16 protein-coding genes are annotated in these 17,313 nt (G+C 59.3%); 6 read left to right on the top strand and 10 right to left on the bottom strand.

The window, feature by feature from the left end; translation table 11 throughout:
* The first annotated feature begins 73 nt into the window (after nucleotides 1-73).
* From mqo to ACFSYH_RS00900, 4 genes are all read left to right on the top strand, one after another.
* Entirely contained in the window at nucleotides 74-1,567 is a 1,494-nt protein-coding gene (gene mqo / locus ACFSYH_RS00915) for a malate dehydrogenase (quinone) (RefSeq protein WP_377464559.1), read from the top strand.
* A gap of 79 nt (nucleotides 1,568-1,646) precedes the next feature.
* Nucleotides 1,647-2,642, top strand: coding sequence for an aldo/keto reductase (locus ACFSYH_RS00910; protein ID WP_377464558.1), 996 nt, complete (start codon nucleotides 1,647-1,649; stop codon nucleotides 2,640-2,642).
* Nucleotides 2,643-2,783: 141 nt separating this feature from the next.
* Nucleotides 2,784-3,434, top strand: a complete 651-nt coding sequence (locus tag ACFSYH_RS00905; protein ID WP_377464556.1) for a hypothetical protein — start codon at nucleotides 2,784-2,786, stop codon at nucleotides 3,432-3,434.
* A gap of 172 nt (nucleotides 3,435-3,606) precedes the next feature.
* Nucleotides 3,607-4,071: a hypothetical protein gene (locus ACFSYH_RS00900; RefSeq protein ID WP_377464555.1), complete on the top strand. Its 465-nt coding sequence runs from the start codon at nucleotides 3,607-3,609 to the stop codon at nucleotides 4,069-4,071.
* Between the two features lie 251 nt (nucleotides 4,072-4,322).
* Here ACFSYH_RS00900 and ACFSYH_RS00895 read toward each other — a convergent pair whose 3' ends face one another.
* Both ACFSYH_RS00895 and ACFSYH_RS00890 read right to left on the bottom strand, forming a co-directional pair.
* Nucleotides 4,323-4,931: a thymidine kinase gene (locus ACFSYH_RS00895; protein ID WP_377464553.1), complete on the bottom strand. Its 609-nt coding sequence runs from the start codon at nucleotides 4,929-4,931 to the stop codon at nucleotides 4,323-4,325.
* Between the two features lie 15 nt (nucleotides 4,932-4,946).
* Nucleotides 4,947-5,573: a trimeric intracellular cation channel family protein gene (locus ACFSYH_RS00890; protein ID WP_377464551.1), complete on the bottom strand. Its 627-nt coding sequence runs from the start codon at nucleotides 5,571-5,573 to the stop codon at nucleotides 4,947-4,949.
* Nucleotides 5,574-5,701: 128 nt separating this feature from the next.
* Here ACFSYH_RS00890 and ACFSYH_RS00885 point away from each other — a divergent pair, with 128 nt between their 5' ends.
* On the top strand, nucleotides 5,702-6,376 hold the full coding sequence (locus tag ACFSYH_RS00885; RefSeq protein ID WP_377464550.1) for an alpha/beta hydrolase: 675 nt from the start codon (nucleotides 5,702-5,704) through the stop codon (nucleotides 6,374-6,376).
* On the opposite strand, the gene ACFSYH_RS00880 is transcribed toward ACFSYH_RS00885, so the two are convergent.
* The 5 genes from ACFSYH_RS00880 to ACFSYH_RS00860 form a co-directional block, all read right to left on the bottom strand.
* Entirely contained in the window at nucleotides 6,373-6,891 is a 519-nt protein-coding gene (locus ACFSYH_RS00880; RefSeq protein ID WP_377464549.1) for a hypothetical protein, read from the bottom strand. The two genes, ACFSYH_RS00885 and ACFSYH_RS00880, sit on opposite strands and share 4 nt — an antisense overlap.
* A gap of 67 nt (nucleotides 6,892-6,958) precedes the next feature.
* On the bottom strand, nucleotides 6,959-7,591 hold the full coding sequence (locus tag ACFSYH_RS00875; RefSeq protein ID WP_377464548.1) for a CYTH domain-containing protein: 633 nt from the start codon (nucleotides 7,589-7,591) through the stop codon (nucleotides 6,959-6,961).
* 365 nt (nucleotides 7,592-7,956) lie between these two features.
* Nucleotides 7,957-8,988 carry an adenosine deaminase gene (gene add, locus ACFSYH_RS00870; RefSeq protein WP_377464547.1) on the bottom strand — a complete coding sequence of 344 codons (1,032 nt, stop codon included), beginning with the start codon at nucleotides 8,986-8,988 and terminating at the stop codon, nucleotides 7,957-7,959.
* Between the two features lie 171 nt (nucleotides 8,989-9,159).
* Nucleotides 9,160-9,537: a YchJ family protein gene (locus ACFSYH_RS00865; RefSeq protein WP_377464546.1), complete on the bottom strand. Its 378-nt coding sequence runs from the start codon at nucleotides 9,535-9,537 to the stop codon at nucleotides 9,160-9,162.
* Nucleotides 9,538-9,619: 82 nt separating this feature from the next.
* The gene (locus ACFSYH_RS00860) at nucleotides 9,620-10,399 is read right to left on the bottom strand and encodes an alpha/beta hydrolase (RefSeq protein ID WP_377464545.1); all 780 of its coding nucleotides are present in this window, start codon (nucleotides 10,397-10,399) and stop codon (nucleotides 9,620-9,622) included.
* A 224-nt stretch (nucleotides 10,400-10,623) separates the two neighbouring features.
* On the opposite strand from ACFSYH_RS00860, the gene ACFSYH_RS00855 reads away from it, so the two are divergent.
* Nucleotides 10,624-13,083 (top strand): phosphoketolase family protein, encoded by a 2,460-nt coding sequence (locus ACFSYH_RS00855; protein WP_377465224.1) that lies wholly within the window; start codon nucleotides 10,624-10,626, stop codon nucleotides 13,081-13,083.
* Nucleotides 13,084-13,598: 515 nt separating this feature from the next.
* On the opposite strand, the gene feoB is transcribed toward ACFSYH_RS00855, so the two are convergent.
* The 3 genes from feoB to ACFSYH_RS00840 all read right to left on the bottom strand — a co-directional run bounded on the left by feoB (nucleotide 13,599) and on the right by ACFSYH_RS00840 (nucleotide 17,252).
* A complete protein-coding gene (gene feoB, locus ACFSYH_RS00850; RefSeq protein WP_377464543.1) occupies nucleotides 13,599-15,569 on the bottom strand; it encodes a ferrous iron transporter B in 1,971 nt (656 codons plus the stop codon).
* Nucleotides 15,566-15,808, bottom strand: coding sequence for a FeoA family protein (locus ACFSYH_RS00845; RefSeq protein ID WP_377464542.1), 243 nt, complete (start codon nucleotides 15,806-15,808; stop codon nucleotides 15,566-15,568). The genes feoB and ACFSYH_RS00845 overlap by 4 nt, the downstream gene beginning before the upstream one ends.
* A gap of 193 nt (nucleotides 15,809-16,001) precedes the next feature.
* Nucleotides 16,002-17,252 carry a hypothetical protein gene (locus tag ACFSYH_RS00840; protein WP_377464541.1) on the bottom strand — a complete coding sequence of 417 codons (1,251 nt, stop codon included), beginning with the start codon at nucleotides 17,250-17,252 and terminating at the stop codon, nucleotides 16,002-16,004.
* Nucleotides 17,253-17,313 lie beyond the last annotated feature (61 nt).

The following is a 17,313-nucleotide window of genomic DNA, read 5'->3' as shown; positions in this document are numbered from 1 at the left end:
ACACCCAAACAGTGGTTTGTGAGAAATACCACTCACCGCACGTCGTGGAAGTGACAGTCATAAAATCTTAAGCGTGGCAAAACGAAATTCTTCCCCAGATTCCACTTACGACGTCGTTCTGATCGGTGGCGGCATCATGAGCGTGACGCTCGGTGCGCTCATCCGCAAACTACAGCCGTCGTGGAAGATTCGCCTCTACGAAGGCCTCAGTGACGTGGCGCTCGAGAGTTCGAACCCCTGGAACAACGCCGGTACCGGACACGCAGCACTCTGCGAGTTGAACTACACGCCGGAAATGCCCAACGGCACCATCAACGTGGCCAAGGCAATCAACATCAATGAGCAGTTCCAACTCTCCCGTGAGCTCTGGGATCACCTCATCTCTGCGGGCGATATGCCGCAGGAAGGTGCGTTCCTCTCCCCCACTCCGCACATGACGTTTGTCTGGGGTGCGGACAACGTTGACTACCTCCGCCGCCGCTACGAGGCGTTGTCCGTGCACCCACACTTTGAAGGGCTCGAATTCAGCGAGGACCCCGAGCAGATCGCGCAGTGGGCACCGCTGCTCACGCTCGAACGCTACGGGGACCAACCACTCGCCGCAACACGGACCACTGCGGGAACCGACATCAACTTCGGCCGTTTGACCAGTAACCTCGCGGACTACCTGCGCGAGTCCGGCGTAGACATCAAACTCCAGCACCGGGTTACCAACCTCAAGCAGCAGCACGACGGTTCGTGGAAGGTATCCGTCCGCAACAACGAGTGGAACGCCGTCGAGCGCCGCCACACCGTTAACGCCCGCTTCGTATTCGTTGGCGCCGGTGGAGGGGCACTTCCGCTCCTCCAGAAGTCCGGGATCCCTGAGATCAAGGGCTACGGCGGTTTCCCGATCTCCGGCCTCTTCCTTCGGACCACCAACCCAGAGATCGTGGCTCAGCACAATGCAAAGGTCTACGGCAAGGCCTCGGTTGGTTCCCCGCCCATGTCGGTGCCGCACCTCGACACCCGCGTTGTTGACGGCGAGGCGTCGCTGCTGTTTGGCCCGTATGCAGGATTCTCCACCAAGTTCCTCAAGTCGGGTTCACTACTCGATCTGTTTACCTCGATCCGCCCAGGCAACATCCTCACGATGCTCTCCGTGGCGAAGGACAACTGGGATCTGACCGCCTACCTCATCAGGGAGGTCACAACCTCCAAGGAAGGCAAGTTCCGCTCACTACGTGAATTCATGCCCACCGCCAACCCGAAGGACTGGGAGTTCATCACCGCTGGGCAGCGCGTCCAAGTAATGAAGACCAAGCCTGGTGCCCGTGGCGGCGTCCTCGAGTTCGGAACCGAGCTCGTGTCATCCGCTGATGGGACGATTGCCGGTCTACTCGGTGCTTCCCCTGGCGCATCGACCGCCGTTGCGGCAATGGTGAAGTTGCTGGAGAAGTGCTTCCCAGAGCAGTACGAGCAGTGGGAGCCGCAGCTCGTTGACATGATGCCAAGCCTCCGCGGAGCCTACAGCCCGCCACAGCGCGAAGAGGACGACGACCTGCCGAAGGTCCTCGTGGAGTTCTAGTTCTTGCGCCTTGATGCCCCTGACACGCCTCAGGGGCATCTTGTGTATCAACTGGCTTTACCGGCATAGACTTCACTGTATGGAAACACGTACTACTTCACGTCTCCCATTCGATCTGTCAGTGGTTGGGCAGGGATGCTGGCAACTAGGCGCAGACTGGGGCAACGTCAGCGAAGACGCCGCACTTGAGGTCCTTGAAGCCGCATACGACGCAGGTGTCCGGTTCCTCGACACTGCTGACGTCTACGGAGATGGCCGTTCCGAACGTGTCATCGGCCAGTTCCTTGCCCAGAGGAATGATCCTGACGTCACAGTCTTCACCAAGATGGGACGCCGCGCACAGCCCTTCGACGCAGCACAGTTCACGCTCGACAACTTCCGTGCCTGGAGCGACCGTTCCCGTGAAAACCTCGGGGTGGACACACTCGATCTCGTGCAACTGCACTGCCCGCCCTCCGCCGTCTACTTTGATGGCTCAACCTACGATGCGCTCGACATCCTCGTGGACGAAAAACGGATCACCGCCTACGGAGTCTCCGTAGAAACCGTTGCCGAGGGACTCGAGGCAATCAAGCACCCCGGGGTCGCGTCCGTGCAAATCATCCTCAACGCATTCCGCCGCAAACCACTCGAAGAGTTCCTACCCGCTGCCGCCCAAGCGGGCGTTGCTGTGATTGCACGCGTTCCACTCGCCTCCGGGCTCCTGTCGGGCCGGTACACCACCGACACCGTGTTCGCTGCCGATGACCACCGCAACTACAACCGCAACGGCGATGCCTTCGACGTGGGTGAGACGTTCTCCGGCGTCCCCTACCAGGTCGGAGTCGAAACCGCGGCCAAGTTCGTTGACGTGGTGAAGATGCAGGGCATTGACGCCACCCCAGCGCAGAGAGCACTCCGCTGGATCATTGACCAACCAGGTGTCACCACCGTCATCCCCGGGGCACGTAATCAGGAGCAGGCCAGAGCGAACGCCGCCGCAGGTTCCCAACCGCCGCTCGATGAGGAAACCCTTGCCAGCGTCAAGGCGCTCTACGAGAACTACATTCGGGAGCACGTGCACACTCGTTGGTGAAACCACTTTCCTCAGCCGTATGCGAACCCACACGGTTACGGACAAAGTAGTGCAGCGGAGGGTAGGGGCTTCGCGGAGCAAGCCCCTACCTGAGTGCAACGGATGAGAGTTCGTCACTAAACAAGCCATTATGATCAAGTTATGACCGAGTCATCCAGTGCGGGTTCGCCCCATGAGACCTCTGAGCCGCGTTACGGCAAACGGCTTGATCCTCAGGGCACCAAAACGTCACCGAACACGGAGCGGCCAGACCTGAGCGACTTTCAACCACTGTCCTTTGAAGAGGTTGAACTACCACCTCCACTGTCTGAGCCAGCGGTCACCGAGAAACGCAAATGGGCTAAGATCGGCATCATCGCAACCGCCATCTATGCGGTGTACGGTCTCATCCTCATGCTCCTCATCGAGCCACTGAGTGCCTCTCCTGTCGGGCTCCGTGAAACCTACGCGCGCGCCAACGCAACAGAGCACAGCATCGGTGTCTTTGAAGCCATCATGTTTGCAATCGTGGGTGTGGCGCTCGCCGTCGGTATCCGCCAACTCGTTGTGGACCGCGACAAGATTCTTCCCCGGCACGTCCAGATGATCTACCTATCAGTGCTCGCGCTCGGAGCGCCCGCGCTCTTCATCTCCTCGCTCGGCACGACAATGGCACTCTCGGCAGCCTTCGGAACGTTCGGGGTTGCCTCGGGCCTCTGGTATGTCCTGCCATACGCGATCAGTGTCATTGCTGGCATTGCTGCGCTCGGGGTATTCATTGCGGCGCAGGCCCGCCAGGACGACGAAGACTAGGCTCTCAAAACCGCCCGCCTAAGTGAACGTGCAGCACATTACTTCACTGTGCAGGTCCACGGCCTTCACACTGAAGTAATCTCCCCACACGTTCAAAGTGCTCAGGTCGTCGGATAGACCCTTCATACTCCAGTAGGACGACGATCAGGGCATATGCACATAGGATCGACCCATGAGCCGCGCTGTCGTATCCCTCACCGTTGCCGTTTCCGCAGTCATTACGGGGTGTTCCTCCGTATCAGCAGGATGTGGCGCTGGAACGGAATCGCCTGAGGCTGGTTTCAGTGCTTTCCTGAGCGCAGTCGTGGAAGAGGACGTAGACCTCGCGTGCACCGTGCTTCCGTCGGGGACCACTCCCGAACAGGCCCAGCAAGAGATTGATCATTACCGATCCCTCGGGATCACCTCTGAAGATATCAACACCTTTACTGGTGAACAGATGGGGTCGGGTTACGCTGCCGCTCTCAAACTGCCAGACGTTGCTGAACCAGCGCCGATACAACTACTGTCAGAAACTCGGGGACGCTGGATCTGGGCCAAGGGACACTGGACCATCACCCCGGTCACCTACAGTATTCCCGACGACACCCCTCCGGACAGCACACCATCCCAAGAGTCTACGGTACCCAGTTCTTAATTCCTCAGGTGCACTCTCGTTCAGTGGGTCTTGTATGCCAGATTGGCGACGAGTTGGCTAGGGAAAATTCACACGTGCGCGCTCGCAACAGCCAGTTGTGTTTGAGAGTGCACTTTTGGTAACTCTCAAAGGAAGGTTCTCACTGCAAGTGTGCTGGATGGTCCGGTGTGCTGGAAGGTGACAGATCGTCGGAAGGTAAGCGCAACTCAGGCGAGATGGGGCTGGGAATTACCGGATCGTCGGCAATGAGACTAGCGGTTCAACCGCCCACCAGACATACGCAGATAGCACTTCGCGCACATCGACTCATACGTGACCTCGACGCCGTCAATCGCGACCTGCTCGCCGTCGAACACAAACTCGCCACCCACAAGGCGGCCATTGAACACGGCCTTACGCCCGCACCGGCAGATCGTTTTGAGTTCCTCAAGCGAATGCGCGATCTCAAGCAGACGGCGCGAACCGGGGAACGCGGCAGTCTGGAAGTCTGTGCGAATCCCGTAGCAGATCACCGGGATGTCATCGAGCACCGCAATCCGCAGCAGATCATTGACCTGCGATTCAGACAGAAATTGAGACTCATCGAGCAGGAGGCACGAGATATCACGCCCGGTGTGCTGCTGCACCTCGCTGCGGTGCGTTTGGAACACGTCGTATGCGCTCTCGCTGGGTCCGATCAGATAGTCCACGTCACGCGCCGAACCGATGCGGGACAAGATCGCACGGCCAGCCTTCGAGTCAATCGCAGGCTTTGCCAGAAGCACATAGTGACCGCGCTCCTCGTAGTTGTATGCGGCTTGTAGCAGCGACGTACTCTTACCACTGTTCATCGCGCCGTAGCGGAAGTACAACTTAGCCATGAGGTGTCTTGGCCCCTATTCAACGTGCTTGGGTTTGGGGGCGTGCAGGTCAAACTGGATACCCACCATGCGGATGACAAAGCAGATGAGCGCAGCAATCACAACCCACGGAATCTCGGGGAGGCCGCCACGCACAATCGCGACTGTCAGGATACCCGCTAGAGCCGCCGGAATCGCGTACAACTCGGTGTGCAACACGGCTGGGATACGTTGGATCAGAACGTCTCGAATCGTTCCGCCACCGGCTGCGGTGATGACGCCGAGGATGACGGCTTGCACAGGCCCCACGCCGAACGCGAGACCTTTGAGTGTGCCCGTCACAGCGAACAGGGACAAACCCACCGCATCGAGGGCGTTGATGCTCTTCGAGAGTTTCTCCAGACGCGAACCCACAAAGAACGCAATCAGCGAGCCCACGGCCGCAGTCAGCAGGTAACGCCAGTCCTGGAACGTCGTTGGCGGCAGATCGTCGATCAGGATGTCGCGAATGAACCCGCCACCGAGAGCGGTGATCATACCGAGCGACAGCACACCCACGATGTCCACCCGGGCGTACTTGATGGCGGTCATCGCGCCGTTGATAGCAAAAGCGAAAGTCCCCACAAGGTCGAGAGCCAACAACGCGATTTCGCCTGAGTTCATGCCCCTATATCTACCGGAATCCGCCCACGTAAAGCAAAGCGTTCCACGGAAACGGGTGGTAGTCACACGGTGCGCTGGCGAGAACAGGCAGCAGCAAGTAGCCACGTCCAGCCGATAGAGTTAAACCCATGACGCTCATCATCAACGATTCTGCAACCGTCTGGTCTCGCACTCCCGTCGGAGACAAACCTCTTGTACTCCTGCTTCACGGCATGGGCTCCCACGAAAACGACCTTGCAGGACTGGCTCAGTATCTCCCCGCCGAGTATGCAACCGCGTCACTGCGCGCGCCGCTCAGCATGATGGGTGGCTTCGCCTGGTTCACGCCAACCGCGACCCCTGCCAGCCCTGAACCGGAGGAGGTCGCTGCAGCAGCCACGGCAACATTGGAGTGGATCGACGCCCACGTCGCGCCGACCACACCCATTGTGCCGATGGGGTTCTCCCAGGGCGCGGCCCTCGTGTCACAGTTGCTCCGCACCCGACCTGAACGGTTCATTGGCGGGGTCATGATGTCCGGGTTCATCAGTGAGGTCTCGCTACCAAGCGATGCAGAGTTCGCGGCAGCAGAACTTCCCATTTTCATCGGACGGGGAGACGCCGACCCCATTGTGCCACTCGCCCGGTTCGAGTATGCCTCCAACTGGTTGCACGAGCGTTCGCTGCTCACCGAGGTCGTGTACAACGGCATGGCGCACAGTGTGTGCGAACCCGAGTTGGTCAACATCGTTCATTTCCTCGAATACGCGATCGGTGAGGAGAACGACGCTTACGCCGCATTCAATCGGCGGCACCAGCCCTAATCCTCGGAATACACGACTTCCCCTGTCTGCAGATACATCGTGAGCAACTCGGTATGCGGCATAACGTTGATCCCGTTGTCTATAGAGTCCAGACGGTAACACAACAAGTATCCTTCTTCGACCGAATCGTCATGCATGAAGCAGTTCCAGTCTTTTCCATCGGGTGCGGTAGCGATTCCTCGCGCAGATACACGGAAGTCAGTAACCTCGGAGTAAGCCTCCGCGATATCGGTTGCGACACGGTAGTCCCTCACTGCGTAAGCCGGCCAGAACAACAACGCCATCAAGAACGCTGCGGACGCAATCTTCGCGAAAAGCCGTACAGTCCCGGCATGGTTCGGGTGGTTGCTCTGGTCTGTCAGGCTGAGCGCTTGGCGTCTGAGGTGACGAGAATCGAGGTTGTTGGCCACAATGAAAAGCACCGGCACCAAAACACCGAAGATCACCGTAACTGCGACCATTAAATGAATCAATAAGTCATTGTCGCGGTACACCCAAAAGATCAAGTCAGTCACTGGTCCCAGCCTTCGCTACATAACAGTATTTACGAAGGTCAGACTACCATTTTGAGCCGATTTTCCTTCAGTCGTGGAAAACGTTCGTTCCGAGGGAGTCGAGGAAGACTGGCCCTACGCCACCTAGTTCAACGCCGTACTGGTCTGCCCAGCGTGCGAACGGGGCATGGGACAGGGACTCGTTTGAGAACCGCTTGTCTTCGGTGACCTCGGAGACGCAGAAGCTAGGGATCTCAAGATCGGTGACCGGTCCGCCACGTTCGACCTCTGCGACGAGAAGTGGGAAGTTCGAGCCGCCGAACACATCGATAACCCAACCATCACTGCCAAGCCACACGGAATAGCGGTTTTTGATGACGCGGTTTGTGCCGCGCTGGAGCATGTTCAATCCCTGAGTGATGTCGAGTTCGCGTTCCGCCTCGTATCGCGTGCCACCATTCATTGGGCCCTTGACCGTGATGGCACAGAAGTCGAAGGTTCCGGCGTGTTCCTCAAGGAGAGCATCGATATCTTCCGCCCCAGTCATGTGTAGGCGGACGCCCGGTGCTTGAAGGCGTACTCGGATGGCATAGCCGTCCTGTGCCAGGAAATAGTTCTGCACGATGAGCGTGGGGGTTGGGTCGTCCATGACCACCTCGGGCAGTTCCTCAACGTAGAACCGCCGCTCGAACTCGAAGTCTCCGTAGCCGGTCTCGCTCATTTCGGTCGCCGCCTTCCTCGAACTAGCCTCGTTAACGTCCAGTTTAGCCGTGCTCCCGGTAACTGTGCTCCTGGCACCGTCGCCAAGGGTTCACCCGCATGCATGCTCGATGTTGCGGTGCTGCCGACAATGTGACGGTTATTTTGGGTTACATCGCCGACGGAAGCGCAACATCGAGAAGGCCGCCGCTCGACAGGACCGCACCATCGGGCTGCGGTGCAATGCCGTAATGCAAAAACGGGGCGCGGTATCTTTCTCGGCTCGCTCATTACCGAGAAAGACACCGCGCCCCGAAACCTGAGGAACTGGCTGGTACCCGGTCCCCCACGCCCCTGTCAGCTAATCACCTAGACTGGATCCGGTTCTCAGGCACCATGGTTTGCGACATACTCATCAACGAGTGCCACGTACTGCGCCTTCTCTTCATCAGATATCCAGCAGACCTCGAACGAGTTCTTGGCTATCTGGACCATCTCTTCAAGTGAGACACCGGACTTGGCGTGGTAGTCGATGTAGTTGCGTCCGATGTATCCGCCGAAGTAGGCGGGATCGTCAGAGTTCAAAGTGACTTTAACACCTTCACGCAAAAGTTGTGTGATTTCGGTCGCTTTCATGTCTTCTGTGACGAATGAATTCGAGACCGGGCAACAGGTCAACCCGAGCTCTTTCTCCTTGACGACTGCAACGAGTTCAGGATTTTCAACGATGTTGGTTCCATGGTCGATGCGGTCCACTTGGATATCCTCGATGACCTGGCGGATGTGCTCGATCGAACCGACCTGGTCGATGTCGCAGTGCATGGTGAGTTTGAAGCCGAGTTCGCGCCCACGGGCGAATACGTCCGCAAACTTGGCGGGTGGGTTGTTCCGCTCGTCGGAATCGAGGCCCAGTCCGAGTATCTTGCCTTTGAACGGGATGGCGAGTTCAAGGTGTTCGGCTGCGGATTCGGCGGAGAAATCCCGCAGGAAACACATGATGAGTTCGCTTGCGATACCGAGCGAGGCCGCGTCCTGGGTGGCGCGGTGGTAGCCGTTGACCACGTCGGCGAAAGGTACTCCTCGGGAGGTGTGCGCCTGCGGGTCGAAGAACATCTCGGTGCGTTTCACGCCGTTTTGTGCCGCACGTCGGAAGTAGGCCATAGCGAGGTCGTAGAAGTCCTCTTCCTTTTGGAGCACGTTCATTGCCGGGTAGTACACGGCGAGGAAGGACGCGAGGTCGTTGAACTGGTAGCTGGCCTGGACTTCCTCGATGGTCTTCTGATCGAGTTCGATGTTGTTGCGCGCAGCGAGTTCGAGTTTGAGGTCCGGTTCGAGGGTGCCCTCGACGTGGAGGTGAAGTTCTGCTTTGGGGAGGTTGAGTAGAAACTCAGCTGCGTTTTCAACGGTTTCCAATGACACGGGTGGATCCAATCGCTTAGGTTCTTGCCGCACGGTGATGCGTGTTTCCTCCACGATATCCACCGGATTCCGTGGCGTGCGCCCCACAGCAGAAAGTTAATGCAGGTTAAACGCGTGATGTGGTGCATATCGCCCTGGTATACCGAGATTGACCTTTGGCTTGGCTCGCACCTAGAGAATCTCACCGTCCACGTACACCCACCGCCCTGACTCTCGCCGGAAGGTGGACCGTTCCTCAAGGAAGTCACGCTCTTCGCCATAGCGGTAGTGGGCCCGAAAATGAACCACACCCCGCTCCCCTTCCAGCGCAGGAGCGTCGAGGATCCGCAACCGCGTCCACCGCTGCGCGGGGTCAAGTTCCAGGTCCACAGGGCACGTCTCAGGCGCCCACGAATGCCTCAGATAGTCAATTAATCCGAGCGCGAAGGCACTGTATCGCGAGCGCATCAGCGCTTCGGGCGTGGCCGCCTCCAACTCGCCCCGATGAATGGGCTGGCAGCAGTGCGCATACTCACGTGCGGGGTCACACGGGCAGGTCAGATCAGGCATCTTAGGTGCATCTCCTCCCAGCGTGGGTTGCGCTGGTAGTTGGGGACTCGTCGGCAATGAGCGGGCGTGTGCCCGCCCTTGTTCATTTGCGACGAAGTGGCAGCCAGTCCAGCACCCTGCGGATTTCATCATCCCAGAACTGCCAGTCGTGGTCGCCATCGAGATCGAGGTGAGACACGAGGTCAATGCCCAGTTCCCGGGCGGTCTGCGCAAACGCGATGTTGTCGCCGTACAGGAAGTCCTGGCGCCCGCACACCTGATAGAGGGGTGGCAGCACGGAGCGGTCGCGGGTGCGCAGAAGATGAATAAGGTCGTCATCGGTGCCGGTTGGTCCTTTCTCGGACCAGACCTGCGGCAGTTCGTCGTTACTGCGAAGCCACTCAATCGATTCCGATTCAGCGATCTTGAGAGCGCCGGACAGCGACGCAGCCGCTGCGAAGCGATCAGGGTGGTTGAGGGCGAGCTTGAATGCTCCGTACCCGCCCATCGAGAGGCCCGCGACAAAGGTGTCCTCGCGTTTGCCAGATACGTTGAAGAGCTTGTTTACGGTGGCGGGCAGTTCCTCGGAGATGAAGGTCCAGTACCGCTGCCCCACGTGCTCGTCCGCGTAGAAGGACCGGCCCGCTTTGGGCATGATCACTGCGAGGCCAAGCGGTGCCACATATCGCTCGATTGAGGTACGCCGCAGCCAGATGGAGTCATCATCGCTCAGTCCATGCAGAAGGTAGAGGACCTGTGGTTTCCCATCCGATTCCACGGTCTCCATTCCAATCTGTCCCTGCGCGCTCTCTGGCAGGATGACGGTCATGGTGGTGGATTCGCGAAGCGCCTCGGAATAAAACCGAACGTCGAGCAGAGCCATGAATTCTCCTGATGTTGGAACGGTGCTGCGTCAATCCTAACTGCGTGCTGGACGGGAGTCAGGACCACAACACGACAGGTTTGTTTTTCGAAAAAACATTTCATCCCATCTTTTTTTACGTGTAAACCGCAGAATTTCACCGCTCATGCATTGGAACTGCAAACGCCTAGGATTTTTGCCCCAGACAAATCTGAACCGCAGGCATAGATTGGTAGGTGACCCGCATCACCGAACTTGAGAAGGGTGCCACTGTGGCAGTCGTCGACAAAACACTCAACACCATTGACCGCTGGTGGAGGACCGCTAACTATCTGTCGGTCGGACAGATCTACCTGCTGAACAATCCACTGCTGCGTGAGCAGCTCACGCGCGATCACGTGAAGCCTCGCCTGCTGGGACACTGGGGTACCACCCCGGGTTTGACGTTCCTGTACGCTCACCTGAACCGTGCAATCGCGGAGCGCAACCAGTCCACAATCTATCTGACGGGACCCGGCCACGGCGGCCCCGGACTCGTTGCGGCTTCCTACCTGGACGGCACCTACAGCGAGACGTACTCGGACATCACCGAGGATGAGCAGGGCATCCAGAAACTGTTCAAACAGTTCTCCTTCCCGGGTGGTATCCCCTCTCACGTGGCACCGGAGACGCCGGGATCGATCCACGAGGGCGGTGAACTCGGCTATGCCCTGTCGCACGCGTACGGTGCGGCATTCGACAACCCTGACCTTCTTGTTGCAGCAGTGGTCGGTGACGGCGAGGCGGAAACCGGCCCACTGGCAACATCGTGGCACTCCAACAAGTTTGTGAACCCCACCCAAGACGGAACCGTGCTGCCGATCTTGCACCTCAACGGCTACAAGATCGCCAACCCGACGGTTTTGGATCGCATCAGCCATGAGGAACTCGAAGCCCTCATGATCGGGTACGGACACAAGCCGTACTTCTTCGAGGGCGGCTACGACGAGTCCGAAGACATACTGTCCGTACACCGCAGGTTCGCCGAGCTATTGGACGAGGTGCTCGATGAGATCGATGCGATCAAGAAGCGCGCGGCGGAGGGCGACACGGACCGCCCGATGTGGCCCATGATCGTGTTCCGCACGCCCAAGGGTTGGACCGGTCCAGCAGAGATTGATGGCAAGAAAACCACCGGTTCCTGGCGGGCACACCAGGTCCCCCTGGCGAACGCCCGCGACACCGAGGAACACCTGAACGACCTGCGCGCATGGCTTGAGTCCTACAAGCCAGAGGAGCTTTTCGACGAGTCGGGCAGGATCGCCGAGGACATCCGTTCGCTGACCCCACCTCAGGATTTGCGTATGAGCGCAAACCCGCACGCAAACGGCGGTCTACTCCTCAAGGAATTGCGATTGCCTGCGATTGAGGACTTTGCGATTGATGTTCCGGTGCCTGCCTCGGGCATGACGGAGGCTCCGCGAGTACTCGGACAGTATCTGACCGAGGTCATTCGCCGTAACCCCGACAATTTCCGCATTTTCGGTCCGGATGAGACGGCATCGAACCGGCTCCAAGCGGTGTTCGATATAACCGACAAGCAGTGGAACGCCGAGTTCTTAGGTCCTGAGGTTGATGAGCACATGGCCCGCGCAGGCCGAGTCATGGAGATGCTGTCGGAGCACCAGTGCCAGGGCTGGCTCGAAGGCTACCTGTTGACCGGTCGGCACGGGTTGATGTCCTCGTACGAAGCATTCATCCACATCGTTGACTCGATGTTCAACCAACACGCCAAGTGGCTCAAGGTCACCAACCACATCCCATGGCGCAGGCCCATCGCATCGCTCAACTATCTGCTGTCCTCACACGTGTGGCGCCAGGACCACAACGGCTTCTCCCACCAGGATCCCGGATTCATCGACCACGTGGTCAACAAGAAGGCTGAGGTTGTCCGCGTCTACCTGCCGGCGGATGCCAACACCCTGCTGAGCACGTATGAGCACTGCCTCAAGTCCAAGCAGTACGTCAACGTGGTGGTCGCCGGTAAACAGCCTGCGCCCAACTTCCTGACCATGGACCAGGCCAAGGCCCACTGCGAGCGCGGCTTGGGCATTTGGGAATGGGCTGGCACCGAGGTTGCCGGCGAGGAGCCGGATGTCGTCTTGGCGGCAGCCGGTGACGTGCCCACCTTGGAGGTCTTGGCGGCGGCGGACATCTTGCGCCGCGAGTTGCCCGATCTGAAGGTCCGCGTGGTCAACGTGGTTGACCTGATGCGCCTGCAGGATGAGAAGGAGCACCCGCACGGGCTGCCGGATCGTGACTTCGACACGATCTTCACGCAGAACCGTCCGGTCATCTTCGCCTACCACGGCTACCCCTGGCTCATTCACCGGCTCACCTACCGTCGCAATGGTCACGACAACATTCACGTGCGCGGTTACAAGGAGGAGGGCACCACGACCACGCCGTTCGACATGGTCATGCTGAACGACCTGGACCGGTTCCACCTGGTGATCGACGTGATCGATCAGGTTCCGTCCCTTGGCGCAAAGTATGCCGGGCTGCGTCAGAAGATGCAGGATGCCAGGATTCGCGCCCGCGAGTACACCCGCATCAACGGCGAGGACATTCCGGAGGTTCGGGATTGGGTCTGGCCTGATGCGGCAAACCAGGCTGACAGCGGTTCGGTGGACGCGACCCTGTCCACGGGTGGCGACAACGAATAGGTTCCAGTTGATTACTGGGTGTGAGCATCGGTGATGCTCACACCCAGTAATCGATGGGCTGAAATTGGTCCGGTGGCGTGTATTTTATGTACGTCACCGGACCAATTTCAGCCCATCGGTTTTGGGAACTTTCCGTGAGTGGGATTTAGCCCCTCGCGTTGGGCTGGTTTTTGCTTGGCGACGAGTCGGTTATGTTCCGCTGCGATGTCCGGTTCGCGCGGAGTTGGGTCAGCAGGTGCTCGTGCAGTCTGGAGCGAAGAAACATCCTGCGCATGCGATGGGACGTGTCTCGCGCACTCTGTCCGTCTGGTGTGCTCCGGCTGTCTTACACGCGCTGACTGTCCCAAGCGCACCGCTGGCCATCTCGTACGATCCGCCCGCCTGACCCGTATCCCCTGGTGGGCACGAATCTGGCGATGCGGTGCTTGAGGCCGAACGTTGCCTCAGTCCGTGGAGTTCCCGGTGCATTAGCTCGATCAGGTCATTCGGGGTGCGGCTACCCGCTCGAGTGATAATCATGTCAGCAATGCTCCGACCTGGAAGATCACGACCGCTAGGACCCAGGCGAGCAGAATCGAACCGACCACCGACGCGGCGGTAACCTTGCCTCCGAACAGTCTGCGCTGTTCACCAACCGTGACCAGGCATGGGGTGTACACGAGGCAGAACACCATGAATCCAATTGCTGCCGCGGCGCCGTGTCCGCCCGAAGTCTCGTTGAAGGTGTCGCGCAACCGGGAGGTCAGGTCACTGGGCTGGGAGGGATCTTCGGGTTCATCGAGGCCGTAGGTTGTTGCGAGCGTACCCACCACGGATTCCTTGGCGACAAAGCCGGTGATGAGCGCGGCTCCGATATGCCAGTCATCGAAACCTGCGTGCGCAAACACCGGAGCAATCGCCGACGACGCGGAACCGAACAGCGTGGACTGAACGGGCATGTCTGGGTCTCCGAGCGAATACTGCGGGTTCACGGGAACCGCCATGAGTACCCAGACAGCAACGGATAGCCCAAGGATCACGACTCCCGCACGTTTCACAAAACCCGAGCAGCGCAATGCAACATCGCGTAGCAACGCGCCGAACCGTGGGAACTGATAGCCGGGCAGAACGATCAGGAGCGGTTCGCGCGTGGCACGACGAAACACCGTGCGCCGCAGCAGGAATGCAACGCCTAGGATGACGAGCACCGAGAACAGGTACATGCCAAACACGACCGTGCCCGCATGGTCGGGGAAGAACACCGTGGCCAGCAGCAGGTAGATCACGAGCCGCGCCGTGCACGATGAGTATGGAACGAGCAACCCGGTAAGCAAGCGTTGACGAGAATCGGGGATCGTCTTGGTGGCGCTCAGTGCCGGGATGTTGCAGCCAAACCCGATGACCAGCGGCAGGATCGCCCTGCCATCGAGTCCGACAGCCTGCATGGCTCGGTCCGCCATGACCGCGACTCTCGCCAGGTATCCAGAATCTTCAAGCACAAAGATCATGGTGAAGATGATGATCATCAGCGGCAGGAAACTTAGGACCGTGCCCACACCCGCATACAGCCCGTCAATGATGAGCGATTCAACCCACCCGGGCGCGCTCACCGCAGCCAAACCGGTCTGAGTCCAGTCGCTGAGGAGCCCTGAGATTAACCAGTCGAACCAGTCTTGGATAGGCCCAGCTACGGTAGTGGTGAGTTGGAAGGTCGCCCACAGCACTGCGAGGAACACCGGGATGCCCACGAATGGTTTAAGCAGGACCGTGTCGATCCGATCCGATACCGTCGGTTTCTGTTCGCTCTCATCCTGAACTTGAGCGAGTACCTGCTGAACCCATTCGAACAGTTCCTCCGCTCGCTGCAGGTCCTCGTCGGGTGTCGCAGCCAGACCTCGGTGATGGATGGACAAGGCGGGAAGCTCAATCACCTCGAACGATCGTTCGTGGGTGCCGCTCAAACTCGCCGTGACAGCCTCCGTCAGCTGTGTGGCTCCGTGACCGTTCCGGGGATTCACCTCGACTACCGGCACTCCAATCGCCCACGACAACTGTTCCGGGTCCACGCGCTGGTCCCCTGCACGGTCGTTCATGGTGAGCGCTGCGACAACCGGAACCGATGTTTGCAGCACTTGAGCGCATAGATACAGCGATGATGCGAGTGCGGTCGCATCAAGCACAACGATGACCCGGTCGTATTGACCCGCGCTCACGGCAAGATCACCCACCGCACGCGCGGTGACCTCCTCGTCAGGAGACTGTGGAATCAGTGAGTAGGTACCCGGTAGGTCCGTGACCCGAGCGCGAACAGTGGGCGTCAGCCGCCACGACCCCACCTCCACACTGACTGTTGTCCGCGGAACGTTCATGGTCTTCTGCCGCGCACCCGAGAGCAGGTTGAACAGGGTCGACTTACCTACGTTGGGCCTACCAACAAGCAGGATCTTCGGCTCGGTCTCATCAGGGATCGCGCTCAACGGTTCCGGTGCGACATCGTGACAGCTCATTCTGTTCCCTGCCCTTCGACGACGGCCTCAACGGTGACCATGCCCGCTATCTCCGGGGCCAGCGCGATACGTTGGCTACCGAATATGACAAGGCGGCGGCGACCGAACCCGCTGAGCAACACCTGGGCGTGATCGCCCGGTCTGATGCCCAGTTCCGTGAGCCGCAATCGTTGCGCAGCACCACCGCTCATACCCGTCACAACAACACGTGCCCCGATTGGGCAGTCAACTAGATTCACTCTTTCAACTTAGGTTCGTCATACCTTATTCAACGAGGGTTGAAGGTCCCATCTTTTTCGGACAAAACGTCACCTAATCAGCAAAGACGTTTAGCCCATACATCGCCGTGACCGCGCAAGGACATGCGGAAGGCGCGAGACCAACGCAACCGAGTCGTCGTCAATCAGAGGGAAACCCGCGCACAGCCAAAACCTATTCGCTACGACCCCACCGGCCATCCGGCCCCACTCCGCGCGCCCGCTCCCAGATGGGTCCAGGCGAGTTGTCGTCAAGCTGCCATACCTGACGAGACTCGACGTCCACCCGGATCTGCGTGAAGTGAAAGGTCCAGTCAGGGGTCCACCCGGTAATCGAACTCGCCCATTCTCCCTCTGCGCCGAGTCCGCGCACCGGGATCGCGGTTCCGGCCAGCGAAATGTAGGCGGCAGCGCTCAGATGTACACCGTCGAAGTCGCTGGCCATCTTGAGCCAGTCAGGCACGACCCACCTCCCCCGGCGTCGGGTGTTCTTCTCCCACATGTCGAGTTTGGTTGCGGTGACCTCCTGTGGATACCAAGCACAGAGCCGCACCCAATCCTCCGCGTCGGCAACCTCGAATATCCTCTGCCCCGCAGAAGAGACCTTCCACGCGACCTTCGTGTCTTCTCCATGGCTGTCCTCACAGCAATACAGGTCCACGGGACCAATGCCAGGAATCAGGCTCGTGGTCTTCTCCAGCAAGAACGCCGGAAAGGACCACCACACATCACCAAGGGGTTCCTGTGGCCCCAGTTGCCGGTGCTTGCGGGCCGAGGCCTCACGCTCGGCCTGGTCGAACGCATCCTCAATGAGCACGGTGATACTCTCGTGCTCGCGGAGGGTTTTGGGTTCCAGTTCGAATGGTTCTTCCCCGTTCATGGCGTTGACGGGGCGCACCAGCCATTGTTCACACGGTGCCCACGGCTCATACCACCACGAACTCGCTGCGGACTCGATGATGTGGTGCGCTACCCGCAGCATGGCGCTCGTCGGCTCGGGACCATTCATGAGGATCTCTTCGCCGGTTGGGCTCTGCCCCCAAAAGTGCACGGCGTTCGTGGCTTTCGACAGCGCCTGCATGAGTTGCAGATCACCGATCTCAGTCAACTCAATGCGCGCGATCTGCCGTGCCAAATTGGGCCCTGCGGCGGGACCGACAAGCCCTTTGCTCTTGGCTTCCTCCGTGAGGTGTTGTAGGAATGCCTCTTGATCGAGCAGCCGACCATATGGATCCCACCCAAACACGGTGGATGACCCCTGTGAGAGATCTATGACCATGGAGGCCGTGCGTAGGGAACGCTGAAACTCTCCGGCCGCAGAGGTGTCTTCCTCGATATCCTCGACGCACGCGAGTGACTCCAGGTAGGCGAGGCACAGGTGCCGCCCTACCGCGGAGTTCAGGAGATCTCGCGCATCGAGTGTCATGTTCTGACGCTAGGCACCACTCCCCAGCCACGCCACCTGAAACGACCTATTCGGTTCGAGT

Source organism: Populibacterium corticicola, from assembly GCF_042683685.1.
GTDB lineage: Bacteria > Actinomycetota > Actinomycetes > Actinomycetales > Cellulomonadaceae > Timonella > Timonella corticicola.
Note: the sequence above shows the minus strand (reverse complement) of the source record. Positions and strands in the feature narration are given on the sequence as shown.

Excerpts from the sequence above, each read along its gene's own strand:
- ACFSYH_RS00910 (WP_377464558.1), top strand. The coding sequence starts at position 1,647 with ATGGAAACACGTACTACTTCACGTCTCCCATTCGATCTGTCAGTGGTT.
- ACFSYH_RS00905 (WP_377464556.1), top strand. The coding sequence starts at position 2,784 with ATGACCGAGTCATCCAGTGCGGGTTCGCCCCATGAGACCTCTGAGCCG.
- ACFSYH_RS00900 (WP_377464555.1), top strand. The coding sequence starts at position 3,607 with ATGAGCCGCGCTGTCGTATCCCTCACCGTTGCCGTTTCCGCAGTCATT.
- ACFSYH_RS00895 (WP_377464553.1), bottom strand. The coding sequence starts at position 4,931 with ATGGCTAAGTTGTACTTCCGCTACGGCGCGATGAACAGTGGTAAGAGT.
- ACFSYH_RS00890 (WP_377464551.1), bottom strand. The coding sequence starts at position 5,573 with ATGAACTCAGGCGAAATCGCGTTGTTGGCTCTCGACCTTGTGGGGACT.
- ACFSYH_RS00885 (WP_377464550.1), top strand. The coding sequence starts at position 5,702 with ATGACGCTCATCATCAACGATTCTGCAACCGTCTGGTCTCGCACTCCC.
- ACFSYH_RS00875 (WP_377464548.1), bottom strand. The coding sequence starts at position 7,591 with ATGAGCGAGACCGGCTACGGAGACTTCGAGTTCGAGCGGCGGTTCTAC.
- ACFSYH_RS00865 (WP_377464546.1), bottom strand. The coding sequence starts at position 9,537 with ATGCCTGATCTGACCTGCCCGTGTGACCCCGCACGTGAGTATGCGCAC.
- ACFSYH_RS00860 (WP_377464545.1), bottom strand. The coding sequence starts at position 10,399 with ATGGCTCTGCTCGACGTTCGGTTTTATTCCGAGGCGCTTCGCGAATCC.
- feoB (WP_377464543.1), bottom strand. The coding sequence starts at position 15,569 with ATGAGCTGTCACGATGTCGCACCGGAACCGTTGAGCGCGATCCCTGAT.
- ACFSYH_RS00840 (WP_377464541.1), bottom strand. The coding sequence starts at position 17,252 with ATGACACTCGATGCGCGAGATCTCCTGAACTCCGCGGTAGGGCGGCAC.